Below are 14,102 nucleotides of genomic sequence, written 5' to 3' on the forward strand. Positions count from 1 at the left end.
CCGGCTAGCCCTGCCCGCCGACGGCCGCCTTGGGGCGCTTCGGGCCGACGAGCGATCGGAGCTGCTCGGCGCGATGCTTGATCCCCCACCGTGCGGTGAGGAGAGCGGCCTCGAGGATGATCTTGGAGCTCATCTTCGACTGCCCGCGTTCGCGTTCGGCGAACTCGATCGGCACCTCCGCGACCTTCAGGCCGTGCTGCAGCACGTTCCACGTCATGTTCACCTGGAACCCGTAGCCGGCCGCCTCGATCGTGTCGAGCCCGATCGTCTCCAGCGTGCCGGCGCGGAAGGCGTTCAGGCCTCCCGTGGCGTCCTTCACCGTGATCCCGAGCCAGAAACGCGTCCACAGGTTCCCGCCGCGCGAGAGGAGCTCGCGGGACTTCGGCCAGTTGACGACCGTGCCACCGCGCACCCAGCGGGAGCCCTTGACCATGTCGGCGTCGCGAAGCGCGTCGAGCAGCAGCGGAAGCTGCTCGGGCTGGTGGGATCCGTCGGCGTCGTGCTCGACGAGGACGTCGTAGCCGCGATCGAGGCCCCACCGGAACCCGGCGAGGTAGGCGGCGCCCAGCCCCTCCTTGCCCTGGCGGTGCAGGACGTGGATGTGGTCGTCGGCAGCCGCCAGCCGGTCGGCGATGTCCCCCGTGCCGTCGGGCGAGTTGTCGTCGGCGACGAGGATGTGCGCCGCGGGGACCGACGCGCGCAGGCGACCGGTGATCATCTCGACGTTCTCGGCTTCGTTGTACGTGGGGACGATGACGAGGACCTTCTCCAGTGAAGCAGTCCGCTCGACCATGTGTTCTTCCGTTCAATCAGGGGTTCTCGGCGTGGCGTGGTCCATTGTGCCAGCCCGTCGGCGGGCGGCGCCGACCGCGACGGCGACGCACAGCCCCGCCACAGTCGCGACGGCGAGGCCGAGGTCGATCCACGGCGCGACGACGACGGCCGGGGTCACGGTGTCGCGCACCGGCATGGTGAACACGCCGGAGGCGGCCGTCCCCTCGGACGTGATGGCGTGCACGGTCCCGTCGGCCCCGATGAAGCCCGAGAGGCTGTTGGTCGTGGCGACGAGGATCTCGTGACGCGACTCCATCGCGCGGGCGCGGGTGATCGCGAACTGCTGCTCGGGCTGTCCCGTCCCCCGGTAGGTGGCGTTGTTGCTCTGGACGACGAGGATGTCGGCCTCGCGGCCGAGCGCGTACATGGTGTCGTCGTAGGCGAGTTCGAAGCAGATGGCGTCCCCGATGGCGAGCCGTCGCCCGTCGGGCAGCGTCACGTCGAGGATGCCCGAGTCGGTCCCGGGCACGGAGTCCCGGCCCACCCGTTGCAGGATCGGGAAGACCGGCAGCAGGAGCGAGCGGAACGGGATGTACTCGCCGAAGGGGACGAGGTTGCGCTTGTAGTGGGTGGCCGTCGGCCCGTCCTCGGGGTCCCACCAGATCCCCACCGTCTGCCGCTGGTCGGCCCCGGGACCGTCGGTGACCGCGCCCACCAGGATCGGGACGCCCGCGAGCCGGACGGCGGTCTCGACGACGCCTTCGGTCACCGGATCGGTGGTGGGGTCGATGTCCGTCGAGTTCTCGGGCCACAGGATGAAGTCGGGCTGCGGCTGCTCGCCGGTCCGGGACCGGGCGATGAGAGTGATGGTCTCGGACAGGTGGTTGTTGGTCACCGATCGCGCGCGTCCGAGGGCCTCGATGCCGGCACCGTCGACATTGCCCTGGACGAATCCGACGTCGACGGTCTCCGAGGTCGCGGCGGGCTGGTACAGACGTCCCGCGAGCCCGGTGAGGAACAGCGCGAGGGCGGCCGCCACGGCCGCGACCCGGAGCAGGGCGCCCCGGGTCGCCAGCGCGGCCCAGGCGAGCACCTGGCAGCTCAGAGCGGCGAGGTAGCTGACTCCCGCCACGCCCACGAGCGGCAGGAACCCCGACAGCGGGGTGTCGACGACGGCGTACGCGAGACGGACCCAGCCGAACCCGCCGAACGGGAAGCGCGAGTACCCGAACTCCACCAGGGACCAGGCCCCGGCGGTCCACAGTGGCCACGCGGGCAGGCGGTGCAGCAGGCGGATCGCGACGCCGAGCCCCCCGAACCAGAGAGCCTCGAAGGCGATGAGGGGGATCGGGACGAGCGGATGAATGGCACGCACCCAGGACACGGTGACCGTGAGGAATCCGAGCCCGAACAGGTATCCGGCACCGAACCCCGGCCAGTGGAGCCGGCGGCGCATCCGCCGGACCGCTGTCGTGGCGGCCGGCGACGGCCGATCCGGGGTGGTCACCAGGAGGATCGTGAGCAGCGGCACGCCGACGAACAGTGCGGGCACGATGTCGAACGGCTGGAAGGCCAACCCGACGAGGACGCCCGAGGCGAGGATGAGCACGCGCCGCGGCCACGGGCGCAGCGACGAGGACCAGCGGAGCACGAACCTCACAATACGCGGACCGGATCGGCGGCCCGCGTCACACCGCTCCGGGCATGGCCGCCAGCGGAGAACGCTCCTCGAACGGGACCGCGAGCACCAACTCGGTCACCGTGGAGCAGCCGACGAGGCGGAGCCGGCTCAGCAGTTCGGCCAGCGCGGCCGGGGTCGGGACGAGCACCCGGAGGAGGACGCTGGCGTCTCCGGCCACCGAGTAGCAGGCGACGACCTCGGGCAGGTCGGCGATACGCCCGGGCAACTCGTCCTCGGTCATGGGATCGACCGCGCGACAGCGAACGAACGCGGTGATCATGAGCCCGAGTGCCTCGTTGCTCACGACGGCCCTGTACCCCGTGATGACGCCACGGTTCTCGAGCTTGCGCACGCGCTGCTGGACGGCCGAGGTGGAGAGGCCTGTGGCTCGCCCGATATCGGTGTACGACATGCGCCCGTCGCCGATCAGCAGGCCGAGGATCTGTTGGTCCAAGCTCTCCATGCCGTCATCGTGGCAGCATTTGAGCGTGGGTTCGTCCAAATTGCTTTTATTCGATACCGCCTCGCTGTACTTTCGGGCGTTCTTCGCGTTGCCGGACTCTCTGCGCGCGCAGGACGGGAGATCCGTCAACGCGGTGCGCGGTTTACTGGAGTTTCTCGCTCGATTCGTCGCCGAGGCCGAGCCGACCCATCTGGCCTGCTGCTGGGATGTGGCCTGGCGCCCGCAGTGGCGCGTCGCGCTGGTGCCGACGTACAAGAGCCACCGGGTGCTGGCCGAGACACCCTCCGGTGCGGTCGAGCAGACGCCCGCCGGGCTCGATCATCAGGTGGGATGGATCCGGGAGGTTCTGGCCGCCCTGGGCATCCCGGTGATCGGGGCGCCGGACGCCGAGGCCGACGACGTGATCGCCACCCTCACCGCGACCGCCGGGATGCCCACCGAGATCGTCACCGGCGATCGCGACCTGTTCCAGCTCGTGTCGGACGCGCAGGGTGTCGCCGTCCGGTACGTGGGTGCCGGCATGAAGCGTTCCGAGGTGGTGACCGACGGCCGGCTGCTGGCCAGGTACGGGATCACCGGCGACGGGTACGCGGACTTCGCGCTGCTGCGCGGGGACGCGTCGGACGGACTGCCGGGGGTTGCCGGTATCGGAGAGAAGACCGCGGCAGCGTTGGTGGCGGCCCACGGGGATCTGGACCACATCCTGGCGGCCGCCACCGCGGGACTCGTGTCGCCGGGGGTGACCGCCAAGCTCGCCGCAGCGACCGACTACCTCGGCGCGGCGCGGGAGGTCGTCAGGGTGCGCCGGGACCTGCCCGGCCTGCCGGCGCCGACCGACCTTCTCCGACCGCAGGCTCCGGCGTCGGAGGAGGAGTTCGCCCTGCTCACCGAGACGTTGAAACTCGGATCGGCCGCTGATCGCATCCGCGGCGCCCTGTGGCCCGCGTTCCGCGTGTCTTGAGTGAAATCCGCTCGCAGCACGGGGCCGGCGTGTCTACTCTTGTGACAGTTGCCTGCCGGGAGGGGTTCACGATGGCGATCCGTGCGGTCATGCCGCTGCGGTACGCCGCGCGGCATGCGATACAGAGTGGGAGTCGCAGTGCCCTGCCCCGGCCTGCCGTCGCGACCGTCCTGCCATGCGCAGGGCGGTCTTTTCTTTCCCGGTCCCGAGTCCACCGGAGGCGTCCATGAGCGGAGTGCTGGTGCTGAACACCGACGACACGGCGCTGCACACGGTGTCGCTGCAGCATGCCGTCGGCATGCTCGTCCGCGAGGTCGCCATCGTCGAGGCGGCGCGTGACGGTGAGCAGTTCGGTCCGTACCCGCTGCCCGAGGTCCTGCGCCTCGTCCGCTACGTGAAGACGGGTTTTCTCTATTCCAGAGCTCCCGGCTGGACGAAGCGGGGCGTCCTGCGTCGCGACCGGCACCTGTGCGGGTACTGCGGGGGGCACGCGGCGACGGTCGACCACATCCTGCCGCTGTCGCGGGGTGGGCAGAACACGTGGACGAACACGGTCGCGGCCTGCGCCGCGTGCAATGCGCGAAAGGCGGACCGGACGCCCGAGGAGGCCGGGATGGAGTTGCGTCTGCCCGCCTACGCTCCCACGCGCGCGCAGGTGCTCGCCGCCTGAGGCTCACACACGCAGCGCGGCGAGCGTCTGCAGGGCGTGTTCCATGGGTGCTCGCTCGTGCCACACCGGCAGCCGGAGATGGGTGCGGAACCCTTCGTACACCGAGAAGCTGGGCCCCGGCGCGAGCTTGATCCCGGCCCGCTTCCCGGCCTCGGTGAGCGCGACGGTGTCCTGGCCGGTCTCGATCCACAGCCCCGGCCCGCCGCGGACAGGACGCCACTGCCATGAGGGGAAGGCGCTGCGGACCAGATCCTCGGTGGTCGCGAGGGCGCTGCCCAGGAAGGCACGCCGTTCGATGCGCGCCTCCTCGGCCACGCCGAGCAGCGTCGTCGCCTGCAACTGGTTGAGCACGCCGACGGCGAGATCGGTGGCTTTCCGCAACTGCACGAGGCCGCGGATGCGGTCGCGATCGGCCCTGATCCACCCGACCCGGAGACCTCCCCAGAACAGCTTCGACAGGGTCCCGACCAGGACGAGCTGGGACGGTGGCACGAGCGCCGCGAGGGTCGGGGCGGTCGGACGGCCGTGCAGGGTGAGGTCGTGGCTGCAGCAGTCCTCGACCACCGTCATCCCCGTGCGCACCGCGACGTCGGCGAGCGCGGCGCGGGCCGACGCGGTGTGCGAGATCCCCGTCGGGTTGTGGACCGAGGTCTGGCAGTACAGGAGGGTGGCGCCGCGGGCGGCGCCCCGCCCCACCAGATCGGCGTCGATGCCGTCGGCCGACAGCCGGACGCCCTCGACCCGGGCTCCGACCGCCGCCAGCGCCGACAGCGCACCCCGATAGGTGGGCTCTTCGACGAGGACGAGATCTCCGGCCGTGAGGGTGGACAGGAACGACAGCCAGGTCCCCTGCTGCGCTCCGGAGGTGACGAGGATCTCGCGGGGCGATGTCGGGATGCCGTCGCGGGTGAGCCTGTCGGCGATGGCCGACCGCAGCACGGGCAGTCCGGCCGGGAAGTAGCCGTCGGTCTCCAGGTACGGGCCGAGAACGTCCCCGCGCGTCTCCTGGAGGACGGCGCGAGCGACATGCGAGGCGGGCAGCGCCCCGCTGGAGAGGTCCTGCAGTTCGGCCTGGGTGAACGAGAACATGCGTCCGTCGGAGGCCAGGCGGTGCCGTCCACGGGACCGGACGCGGCAACCGGAGCCCTGGCGCGCGATGAGGTACCCCTCCGCCTCGAGCCGGCCGTAGGCCGACGCGACGGTTCCGCGGGACACGCCCAGGGCCTCGCCGAGCCGGCGCTGCGGCGGGAGCAGGGAGCCTGCCGCGATGAGTCCCGAGTCGATGAGCTGGGCGATGGAGGTTGCGAGCGAATCGGGCAGCACGCCGTCTCCCGCCCACTCTCCGAGCAGGTTGGCGAGCTGCGGCGCCCCGACGACCGTGGTCATGACGACGAGCGTTGCACGTCCCGCGGGCAGCCGATGTCAATTCGCTCGAATTGGTCCAGTCGCTCGCCGGTCCGCCGACTAACGTCGGTAGTCAGCCACACAAAGGAGTGATTCATGGCGACTGTAGGAGTGATGGGAACCCTCGATACGAAGGGTGATGACTACGCGTGGGTGGCGGAGCGGCTGCGGGATTGCGGTGTCGACGTCCTCATGATCGACGTGGGGTCCTTCTCCCACAGCGAACTGGCAGATGTGACGTCCGACGAGGTGATCGCGGCCGCCGGGGCGGACGCGGCGGCGGTGCGCGGACGACGCGACCGCGGCGAGATGATGAAGGTGATGGGTGACGGCGCGGCCGTGATCGTTCGCGGGCTGGCGGCGGAGGGGAAGATCCACGGGGTGTTCGCGATGGGCGGCTCGGGCGGGTCCTCGGTGGCGGCCCCCGCCATGCAGGCCCTGCCGATCGGGTTCCCGAAGCTCCTCGTCTCGACGATGGCGAGCGGCAACGTCAAGCCGTACGTCGGCGAGGTGGACACCACGCTGATGTACTCGGTGGTCGACGTGGCGGGCATCAACTCCGTCTCGGCCCAGGTGCTGGGCAACGCGGCGGCCGGGATCGCGGGCATGGCGGAGGCGTACGAGACGCGACAGGGCGCCGCGGACGAGCACCGCCCGGTGATCGGCGTCACGATGTTCGGCGTGACGACGCCGGCGGCCGACGAGGCGCGCAAGCGGCTCACCGAGCTCGGGTACGAGGTCCTCGTGTTCCACGCGACCGGCACCGGGGGCCGGGCGATGGAGAAGCTCGTCGAGTCCGGCCTGCTGACGGGGGTCCTCGATCTCACGACGACCGAGCTGTGCGACGAGTTGGCCGGTGGCGTCCTCTCGGCAGGCCCGGACCGGCTGGAGATGGCCGGCAGGCTCGGCACCCCGCAGGTGGTCAGCCTCGGAGCCCTCGACATGGTCAACTTCGGCCCGATGGACACCGTGCCCGAGAAATATCGCGACCGCACGCTGTTCGTCCACAACCCGACGGTGACGCTCATGCGCACGACGCCCGAGGAGATGGGCGAGCTGGGGAGGCAGATCGCGACCAAGCTGCGAGCCGCCACCGGGCCGACGGCGCTGTACGTCCCGCTGAAGGGCGTGTCCGCGATCGCGGTCGAAGGGGCGCCGTTCTACGACGCGGTCGCCGACCAGGCGTGCTTCGCGGCGCTCCGGGAGGGACTCGCCGGCAGCGCGGTCACCGTCATCGAGCGGGACATGGCCATCAACGATCCCGGGTTCGGGAGCGAGATGGCCGACGCCCTGCACGCATTCATCACGAAGGAAGGAAAGAACTGACATGAAACGCAGTGAGGTACTGGGCAGGCTCCGCGCCCAGGTCGAGGCGGGCCATCCGATCATCGGCGGGGGCGCCGGAACGGGCATCACGGCGAAGTTCGCCGAGGCGGGCGGCATCGATCTGCTCGTGATCTACAACTCCGGGCGATTCCGCATGGCCGGGCGCGGCTCGCTGTCGGGCCTGCTCGCCTACGGCGACGCGAACGCCATCGTGATGGAGATGGCCGACGAGGTCCTACCGGTCGTGAAGCACACGCCGGTCATGGCCGGTGTGAACGGCACCGATCCGTTCCGGCTGATGCCCGTGTTCCTCCGGGAGATCAAGCGCGTCGGGTTCAGCGGTGTGCAGAACTTCCCGACGGTGGGCCTCATCGACGGCACCTTCCGGGCCAACCTCGAGGAGACCGGCATGGGGTACGGGCTGGAGGTCGACATGATCCGCATGGCGCACGAGCTCGATCTCGTGACGACGCCGTACGTGTTCGACGAGGATCAGGCCGTCGCGATGGCGGAGGCCGGAGCGGACATCCTGGTCCCGCACATGGGTCTCACCACCAAGGGGACGATCGGGGCGCACACGGCCCTCACGCTGGAGGAGTGCGCCGCACGCGTCCAGTCCTACGCCGATGCGGCGAAGCGCGTGAACCCCGACATCATCTGCCTGTGCCATGGCGGCCCGATCGCCGAGCCCGAGGACGCCCAGTACATCCTCGACAACACCGAGGGCGTCGTCGGGTTCTACGGAGCGTCGTCGATCGAGCGCCTTCCGACCGAGGTCGGCATCCGCAAGCAGACCGAGGACTTCAAGGCCATCACCTTCCGCGGGTAGGCGCACGACGGGGTGCGCCTCAGGTGTCGGCCGCGGGCACGCCCGCGGCCGACACCGCGCGAACACGTCGCCGCGTGCACCCGCTCGGCGGCCGAACCTCCGTGATCAGGTTCCGTCGGAGCGCTCCCCGGGCGAGGGCTGCGTGCGGGGACGTCCGCGCGGGCGCAGCGGGGCCAGCTTCTCGGGTGCCCGCCCGGCCTTGCGCAGGGCGTCGCGCAGGATGATCTCGATCTGGGCGTTGACGGACCGCAGGTCGTCGGCGGCCCACCGCGCGAGTGCCTCGTGAACGGCGGGATCGATCCGAAGCAGCACGGACCGGCGCTCCGGGGAGCGCCGGTCGCCGTCCGGTCGCTGCGGGGTCACGTGTACAGGGACCCCGTGTTGACGACGGGTGTGGCGCGGGCCTCGCCGCACAGGACGACGAGCAGGTTGGACACCATCGCCGCGCGACGTTCGTCGTCGAGCGCGACGACCCCGCTCTCCTCCAGTCGGGTGAGGGCGTCCTCGACCATGGTGACGGCTCCCTCGACGATGCGCGCCCGGGCAGCGATGATGGCGCCGGCCTGCTGCCGCTGGAGCATCGCCTGGGCGATCTCGGGGGCGTACGCGAGGTTCGAGATGCGGGCTTCGATGACCTTGATGCCGGCGACGGCCACGCGTTCGGCCACCTGCTCCTCGATCTCGTTGGAGATCACCTCGGTGGCGCCTCGCAGGCTGGACTTTCCGTCGTCGGGGTCGTCGTAGGGATGGGAGCGTGCGACATGTCGCAGCGCCGCCTCCGACTGCACCCGCACGAAGTCCTCGAAGTCCTCGACCCCGAATCGGGCCTTGGCCGTGTCCTCCACCTGCCAGACGATGATCGCGGCGATGTTGACGGGGTTGCCTTCGGCGTCGTTGACCTTGAGCTCACTCGTCTCGAAGTTGCGGACTCGCGCCGAGACGTTGCGGCGCGTGGTCAGGGGAACGGTGTACACCAGGCCCGTCCTCCGCACGGTTCCGACGTACTGGCCGAAGAACTGGACGACGCGGGTGTGCCCGGGGCTGATCACCGTCAGTCCGCTCGCGACCAGTATCGCCAGGAGGATCAGGACGAACGTGATCCACCCGAGGAGGTCGTCGCCCCGGTCGACCGCGACGAACACGAGGGCGGTGGCCGCGACGACAAGGGCGATGGACCCTGCGAACGCCGCGGCCGCGACGCCGGGGCCGGACGTCCACGCGGGACGTTCGGCGATCGTGGAGCGGAGTTGGGCCACACCGGGCTCGGTGGGCGACGAGAGCGACGTCACGGTTCCTCCTTGGTCGATGAATGATGTCATTATGATATCAGTTTTCGTCGAGGGTCGCCCGAAAGCGGCACACGATCGCGGTCGGACGACGCCGGGGAGAGAGCCGGTCGCAGGCCGAGCGCGGACCGGTCGACTACTCTTCAGGGCACGGCGTCCGCATCGGACACCGCATCCCTCTCCCCCGCCGGCGGGGCCGCCTCGGCAGGCGGTCCGGGCACCGACAGGAAGAACACAGGGAGCCCACAGCCCTCGGATGAGGAGGGGGCGTTGGATCGGTGGCGAACCGATCGAAGGAGGACGCTATGCAACCGTTCACGTCGCCGACCGCCCCACCGTCGGCACAGGTGCCTCCTGGTTCCCGCCGCCGCAGCACCGCGAAGGTCGTGGCCCTCGTGCTCGCCGTCTGGGTGGCGCTGGTCGGCGGCGGAGCGGCCGTCGCCGGCGTCGCCGTGACCCTCCCCGGCCTCATCGCTCAGGTCGAGCAGCCACAGACGTCCTCACCGGTCGACGGCACCCAGCGGCAACCGGACACCGGGTCGGGACAGGTCGGCGGCAACGACTCCGGGACCGGCTCGTCCTCGGGTTCGGGCTCGGACACGGGGACCCAGACGAAGCTCGAGGTCGACGCGCCGAGCGAAGGCGTCGTCTTCATCGAGGCCACGACCTCCGAAGGGGCGGCCGCCGGCACGGGGATGGTCCTGACCAGCGACGGGTACGTCCTCACCAACTACCACGTCGTCGCGGGTTCCAGCGCCGTGCAGGTGACGATCGCCGACACCGGCACGACGTACACCGCCGCGGTCGTGGGCGACGACTCGACGCGCGACGTGGCCCTGCTGAAACTCTCGGGCGCCTCCGGTCTGCAGACCGTCACGATCGACGACGACGCCGTCGGCGTCGGCGACACCGTCGTGGCACTGGGCAACGCGAACGGGGAGAAGGCACTCGTGCCGGCGGCCGGCTCGGTCACCGGGCTCGACCAGTCGCTGCAGGTGTCCTCCGAATCCCCCTGGGGCACCACCGAGAACCTGTCCGGCATGATCGAGACGAACGCCGGCGCGGTGCCGGGCGACTCCGGCGGGCCGATGTACGACGACGAGGGCGAGGTCATCGGCATCACGACGGCCGGCTCCACCAGCGAGGGCGTCAGCTACGCCGTGCCGATCGCCACGGCCATGAAGATCGTGAACCAGATCACCTCCGGGGACGAGTCGGGCACGGTCAGGATCGGCCCGGCCGGGTACCTGGGGATCAGCACCAACAACACGACCTCGTCCCGCAGCGGAGGGCTGGTCATCTCCAGCGTCGCGACCGACGGCCCGGCCGCGGCCGCCGGTATCGCCGCCGGTGACGTGCTGGTCAGCTTCAACGGGACGCAGATCACGTCGACCACCAACGCCGCCGAGATCATCCGCGAGACCGAACCGGGCCAGAAGGTGAAGGTGAGCTGGATCGATTCGTCCACCGGCACCACCAAGACCGCGACGGTGACGATGGGATCCAGCCCGCTGGCCTGACTGTGGCGGCTCGCAGCCCCGGTCGACGGGCCGGGCTGCGAGCCGGCGGTGATCCGGGCTCAGCACTCCTCGGGCCGCATGAGGTAGACCCCCATGCTGCCGATGAGGTTGTACAGGGGGCTGGCGGCCCGGAGCCTCCGGCCGCGCTCGGTGATGACCACCCGCTCCTCGACGCGCAGGCCGACCGTCGCGAACAGCCGCTCCAGGTCCATGAGCGTGGTGAAGCGCAGGTTGGGCGACTCGTACCAGCGATACGGCAGATCCTTCGACATCGGCACGTGGCCGCGCAGCAGCCGCATCCGGTTGCGCCACAGACCGAAGTTCGGCACGGACACGATGCAGGTCGTCCCGATGCGGGCCATGTCCTGCAGGACGCGTTCCGGGCGGAGGATGGTCTGAATCGTGCGGGACAGGACGACGACGTCGTAGGACGTGTCGGCGAAGCTGTCGAGACCGTTGTCGACATCGAGCTGCAGAACCGGGACGCCGCTCCGGATCGCCTGCCGCACGAGCGTGCCGTCGATCTCGACGCCCGTCCCCGTGCAGCCCCGCTCCTCCGAGAGATAACGCATCAGGGCCCCCGATCCGCAGCCCAGGTCGAGCACCCGCGAGCCGTGCGGCACGAAGTTCGCGATCAGGTCGAGATCGGCACGCACCTCAGATCCCCTCCTCGATCGCGCGTTCCATGAAGGCGCGTAGCGTCTGGTGGTACTCGGGCAGGTCCAGCAGGAACGAGTCGTGCCCCCAGGTCGAGCCGATCTCGCGGGAACTCACCCGCAGTCGCTCCTGCTCCAGATGCCGGACGATGCGGCGCGAATGGTCGATGCTGAAACGCCAGTCCGACTCGAAGCTCATCACGAGGAAGCGCAGGTGTGCGGCGGTCCGCGCCGCCGCGCACGCGTCCACGTCGGCGAACGGGTCGAAGTAGTCCATGACGCGTGTGAGGTAGAGGTAGCTCAATGCGTCGAAACGCTCCAGGAACGTGCTTCCCTGGTGTTCGAGATAGCTCTCGATGGCGAAGTCCACACCGAACCCGAGCGGGGCGTCGCGTCCGGAGGGCTGGCGACCGAACTTCTCGGTCAACGCCTCCTCGGACATGTAGGTGATGTGGGCCATCATCCGCGCGATGGCGAGGCCGATGCGCGGAGAGACGCCCGCGGCGGCGTACTGACCGCCGTGGAAGTCCGGATCGGTCATGATCGCCCGGCGCGCCACGGCGGAGAACGCGATGTTCATCGCGGTGAGGCGGCTGGAGGCGGCGATCATGACCGTGTTGGCCATGTCGGCGGGGTGCTTCAGGGCCCACTCGAGCGCCTGCATCCCGCCGAGGGATCCGCCGACGACGGCGAGCAGTCGCCGGATGCCGAGTCTCTCGACGAGGCGCCGGTGCACGGTCACGAAGTCGTGCATCCGCAGCAGCGGGAAGTCCAGACCGTACGGCCGGCCGGTCGCGGGGTCGACCGACGACGGGCCGGTCGTCCCCTGGCAGCCGCCGAGCAGGTTCGCCGACACGACGAACAGCCGGCGGGTGTCCAGCACCTTTCCGGGGCCGATGAGGTTGTCCCACCAGCCGGGCCGGCTGGAACCCTCGTGGAACCCGGCCGCATGGGCGTCGCCGGTGAGCGCGTGACAGATGAACACGGCGTTGTCGGCGGCCGGGGACAGCGTTCCGTAGGTCTCGTAGGCGACGTCCACAGGACCGAGGGTCTGACCCGCCGCGAGGTGCAGCGGGTCGGACTCGGTGAACAGCCGGACGGACTGCGTCTCGACGAGACCCACCGATCCGGCTTCGGGCAGCGTGGCCACGGTCAGAGCGCCCCCAGCGACTGATCGAGATCGGTGAGGATGTCCTCGACGGCCTCGATGCCGATGGACAGGCGGACCATCTCCGGCGCGACCCCGGCCGCCCGCAACTCGTCCTCGGTGAGTTGCGAATGCGTCGTGCTCGCATTGTGGATGGCCAGCGACTTGGCGTCTCCGACATTCGCCAGGTGGCTGAAGAGGTTCAGTCCCTCCACGAACCGTGCTCCCGCCTCGCGCCCGGCCTTCAACCCGAACGAGAGGATGCCGCTGTACCCCTTGCCGGTGAGAACGCGGTCCGCGATCGCGTGCCACGGGCTGGATTCCAGGCCCGGGTAGTTGACCCACGCCACAGCCGGATGCTCGGCGAGGTGCCGCGCGGCTGTGAGCGCGTTGCTGCTGTGCCGTTCCATGCGCAGGTGCAGCGTCTCGACCCCCTGCAGGAGTTGGAAGGCGCTCATGGGCGCCATCGAGGCGCCGATGTTGCGCAGCAGGACGGTGCGGGCACGGATGATGTACGCGGCCTCGCCCGCGGCCTCGGTCCAGACGACGCCGTGGTAGGCGCTGTCGGGCCCGGAGAGGTTGGCGAACCGGTCCGTCGCCGCCCAGTCGAACCGGCCGGAGTCGACGATCACCCCGCCGAGGGTCGTGCCGTGGCCGCCGAGGTACTTCGTCGCGGAGTGGACGGCGATGTCGACACCGTGGTCGAACACCCTGCACAGGTACGGGGTGGGCAGCGTGTTGTCGACGATGAAGGGAAGGCCGAGCGCGTGGGCGGCCTCCGACCAGGCATCGAGGTCGACGACGTTCACGAGCGGGTTGCCGATCGTCTCGCTGAAGAGGAGCCGCGTCCGGTCGTCGACCTGGGCGGCGAGGGCCGCAGGGTCGCCCGGGTCGACGAAGCGAACCTCGATCCCGTACTGCTTCAGTGTGTGGGCGAAGAGCGCGAACGTCCCGCCGTACAGAGTCGAGTGGGACACGATGTTGTCGCCCGCCGTGGCGAGGTTGAGCACCGCGAAGCTGATCGCCGACGCTCCGGAGGCCGTGGCGAGCGCGCCCACGCCGCCCTCGAGCGCGTTGATCCGCTTCTCGAACACGTCGTTGGTGGGGTTCATGATCCGGGAGTAGATGTTGCCGGGCGTCCGCAGCGCGAACAGATCGGCTGCCTGCTCGGTGTCGTCGAAGACATACGAGGTGGTCTGGTAGATCGGCACCGCCCGCGCATGCGTTGTCGGGTCCGCCTCTTCCTGCCCGGCATGGACGGAAAGAGTTTCTGGACTGTACGTCATAGTTCTCCTCTCGGGATGTCGTCACGGTAGGGGGCGCCACCTGGCACCGGCGAACTGATCGCCATCCGGACGTCAGGGGGCCGCCCGGGTCGATCGGCG

14 protein-coding genes are annotated in these 14,102 nt (G+C 70.1%); 5 read left to right on the forward strand and 9 right to left on the reverse strand.

What is annotated here, in order from left to right:
• Positions 1-4 precede the first annotated feature (4 nt).
• Genes G555_RS0107755 through G555_RS0107765 form a run of 3 tightly spaced genes read right to left on the reverse strand, consistent with a single transcriptional unit; the run spans position 5 to position 2,918 of the window.
• Positions 5-793, reverse strand: a complete 789-nt coding sequence (locus tag G555_RS0107755) for a polyprenol monophosphomannose synthase (protein ID WP_028708444.1) — start codon at positions 791-793, stop codon at positions 5-7.
• A gap of 12 nt (positions 794-805) precedes the next feature.
• Positions 806-2,425 carry an apolipoprotein N-acyltransferase gene (gene lnt, locus G555_RS18625; RefSeq protein WP_156887472.1) on the reverse strand — a complete coding sequence of 540 codons (1,620 nt, stop codon included), beginning with the start codon at positions 2,423-2,425 and terminating at the stop codon, positions 806-808.
• A gap of 37 nt (positions 2,426-2,462) precedes the next feature.
• Positions 2,463-2,918: an Lrp/AsnC family transcriptional regulator gene (locus tag G555_RS0107765; protein WP_028708445.1), complete on the reverse strand. Its 456-nt coding sequence runs from the start codon at positions 2,916-2,918 to the stop codon at positions 2,463-2,465.
• A gap of 25 nt (positions 2,919-2,943) precedes the next feature.
• Here G555_RS0107765 and G555_RS0107770 point away from each other — a divergent pair, with 25 nt between their 5' ends.
• Together G555_RS0107770 and G555_RS0107775 are read left to right on the forward strand one after the other, a co-directional pair.
• A complete protein-coding gene (locus tag G555_RS0107770) occupies positions 2,944-3,879 on the forward strand; it encodes a 5'-3' exonuclease (RefSeq protein ID WP_028708446.1) in 936 nt (311 codons plus the stop codon).
• 226 nt (positions 3,880-4,105) lie between these two features.
• Complete coding sequence (locus tag G555_RS0107775; protein ID WP_028708447.1) at positions 4,106-4,549, forward strand: HNH endonuclease; 444 nt, start codon at positions 4,106-4,108, stop codon at positions 4,547-4,549.
• Between the two features lie 3 nt (positions 4,550-4,552).
• Here the strand turns inward: G555_RS0107775 and G555_RS0107780 are convergent, their stop codons facing one another.
• The gene (locus G555_RS0107780; RefSeq protein WP_028708448.1) at positions 4,553-5,935 is read right to left on the reverse strand and encodes an aminotransferase-like domain-containing protein; all 1,383 of its coding nucleotides are present in this window, start codon (positions 5,933-5,935) and stop codon (positions 4,553-4,555) included.
• A 114-nt stretch (positions 5,936-6,049) separates the two neighbouring features.
• On the opposite strand from G555_RS0107780, the gene G555_RS0107785 reads away from it, so the two are divergent.
• Together G555_RS0107785 and G555_RS0107790 are read left to right on the forward strand one after the other, a co-directional pair.
• Complete coding sequence (locus tag G555_RS0107785) at positions 6,050-7,279, forward strand: Tm-1-like ATP-binding domain-containing protein (protein ID WP_028708449.1); 1,230 nt, start codon at positions 6,050-6,052, stop codon at positions 7,277-7,279.
• 1 nt (position 7,280) lies between these two features.
• Positions 7,281-8,108 carry a phosphoenolpyruvate hydrolase family protein gene (locus G555_RS0107790; protein WP_028708450.1) on the forward strand — a complete coding sequence of 276 codons (828 nt, stop codon included), beginning with the start codon at positions 7,281-7,283 and terminating at the stop codon, positions 8,106-8,108.
• 105 nt (positions 8,109-8,213) lie between these two features.
• Here G555_RS0107790 and G555_RS18630 read toward each other — a convergent pair whose 3' ends face one another.
• Positions 8,214-8,471: a type II toxin-antitoxin system antitoxin gene (locus G555_RS18630; RefSeq protein WP_036921598.1), complete on the reverse strand. Its 258-nt coding sequence runs from the start codon at positions 8,469-8,471 to the stop codon at positions 8,214-8,216.
• Positions 8,468-9,397 (reverse strand): SPFH domain-containing protein, encoded by a 930-nt coding sequence (locus tag G555_RS0107800; RefSeq protein WP_036921601.1) that lies wholly within the window; start codon positions 9,395-9,397, stop codon positions 8,468-8,470. Before G555_RS0107800 ends, G555_RS18630 begins: the two co-directional genes overlap by 4 nt.
• Before the next feature lie 302 nt (positions 9,398-9,699).
• On the opposite strand from G555_RS0107800, the gene G555_RS0107805 reads away from it, so the two are divergent.
• Positions 9,700-10,914, forward strand: coding sequence for a S1C family serine protease (locus tag G555_RS0107805; protein WP_051208562.1), 1,215 nt, complete (start codon positions 9,700-9,702; stop codon positions 10,912-10,914).
• Positions 10,915-10,973: 59 nt separating this feature from the next.
• Here the strand turns inward: G555_RS0107805 and metW are convergent, their stop codons facing one another.
• The 3 genes from metW to G555_RS0107820 are packed head-to-tail and all read right to left on the reverse strand — an operon-like array spanning position 10,974 to position 14,003.
• Positions 10,974-11,570 carry a methionine biosynthesis protein MetW gene (gene metW, locus G555_RS0107810; protein WP_028708453.1) on the reverse strand — a complete coding sequence of 199 codons (597 nt, stop codon included), beginning with the start codon at positions 11,568-11,570 and terminating at the stop codon, positions 10,974-10,976.
• A gap of 1 nt (position 11,571) precedes the next feature.
• The gene (gene metX / locus G555_RS0107815; RefSeq protein ID WP_245581219.1) at positions 11,572-12,720 is read right to left on the reverse strand and encodes a homoserine O-acetyltransferase MetX; all 1,149 of its coding nucleotides are present in this window, start codon (positions 12,718-12,720) and stop codon (positions 11,572-11,574) included.
• Between the two features lie 2 nt (positions 12,721-12,722).
• Positions 12,723-14,003, reverse strand: coding sequence for an O-acetylhomoserine aminocarboxypropyltransferase/cysteine synthase family protein (locus G555_RS0107820; protein WP_028708455.1), 1,281 nt, complete (start codon positions 14,001-14,003; stop codon positions 12,723-12,725).
• Positions 14,004-14,102 lie beyond the last annotated feature (99 nt).

Origin of the sequence: Propionicicella superfundia DSM 22317 (genome assembly GCF_000423465.1) — a bacterium.
GTDB lineage: Bacteria > Actinomycetota > Actinomycetes > Propionibacteriales > Propionibacteriaceae > Propionicicella > Propionicicella superfundia.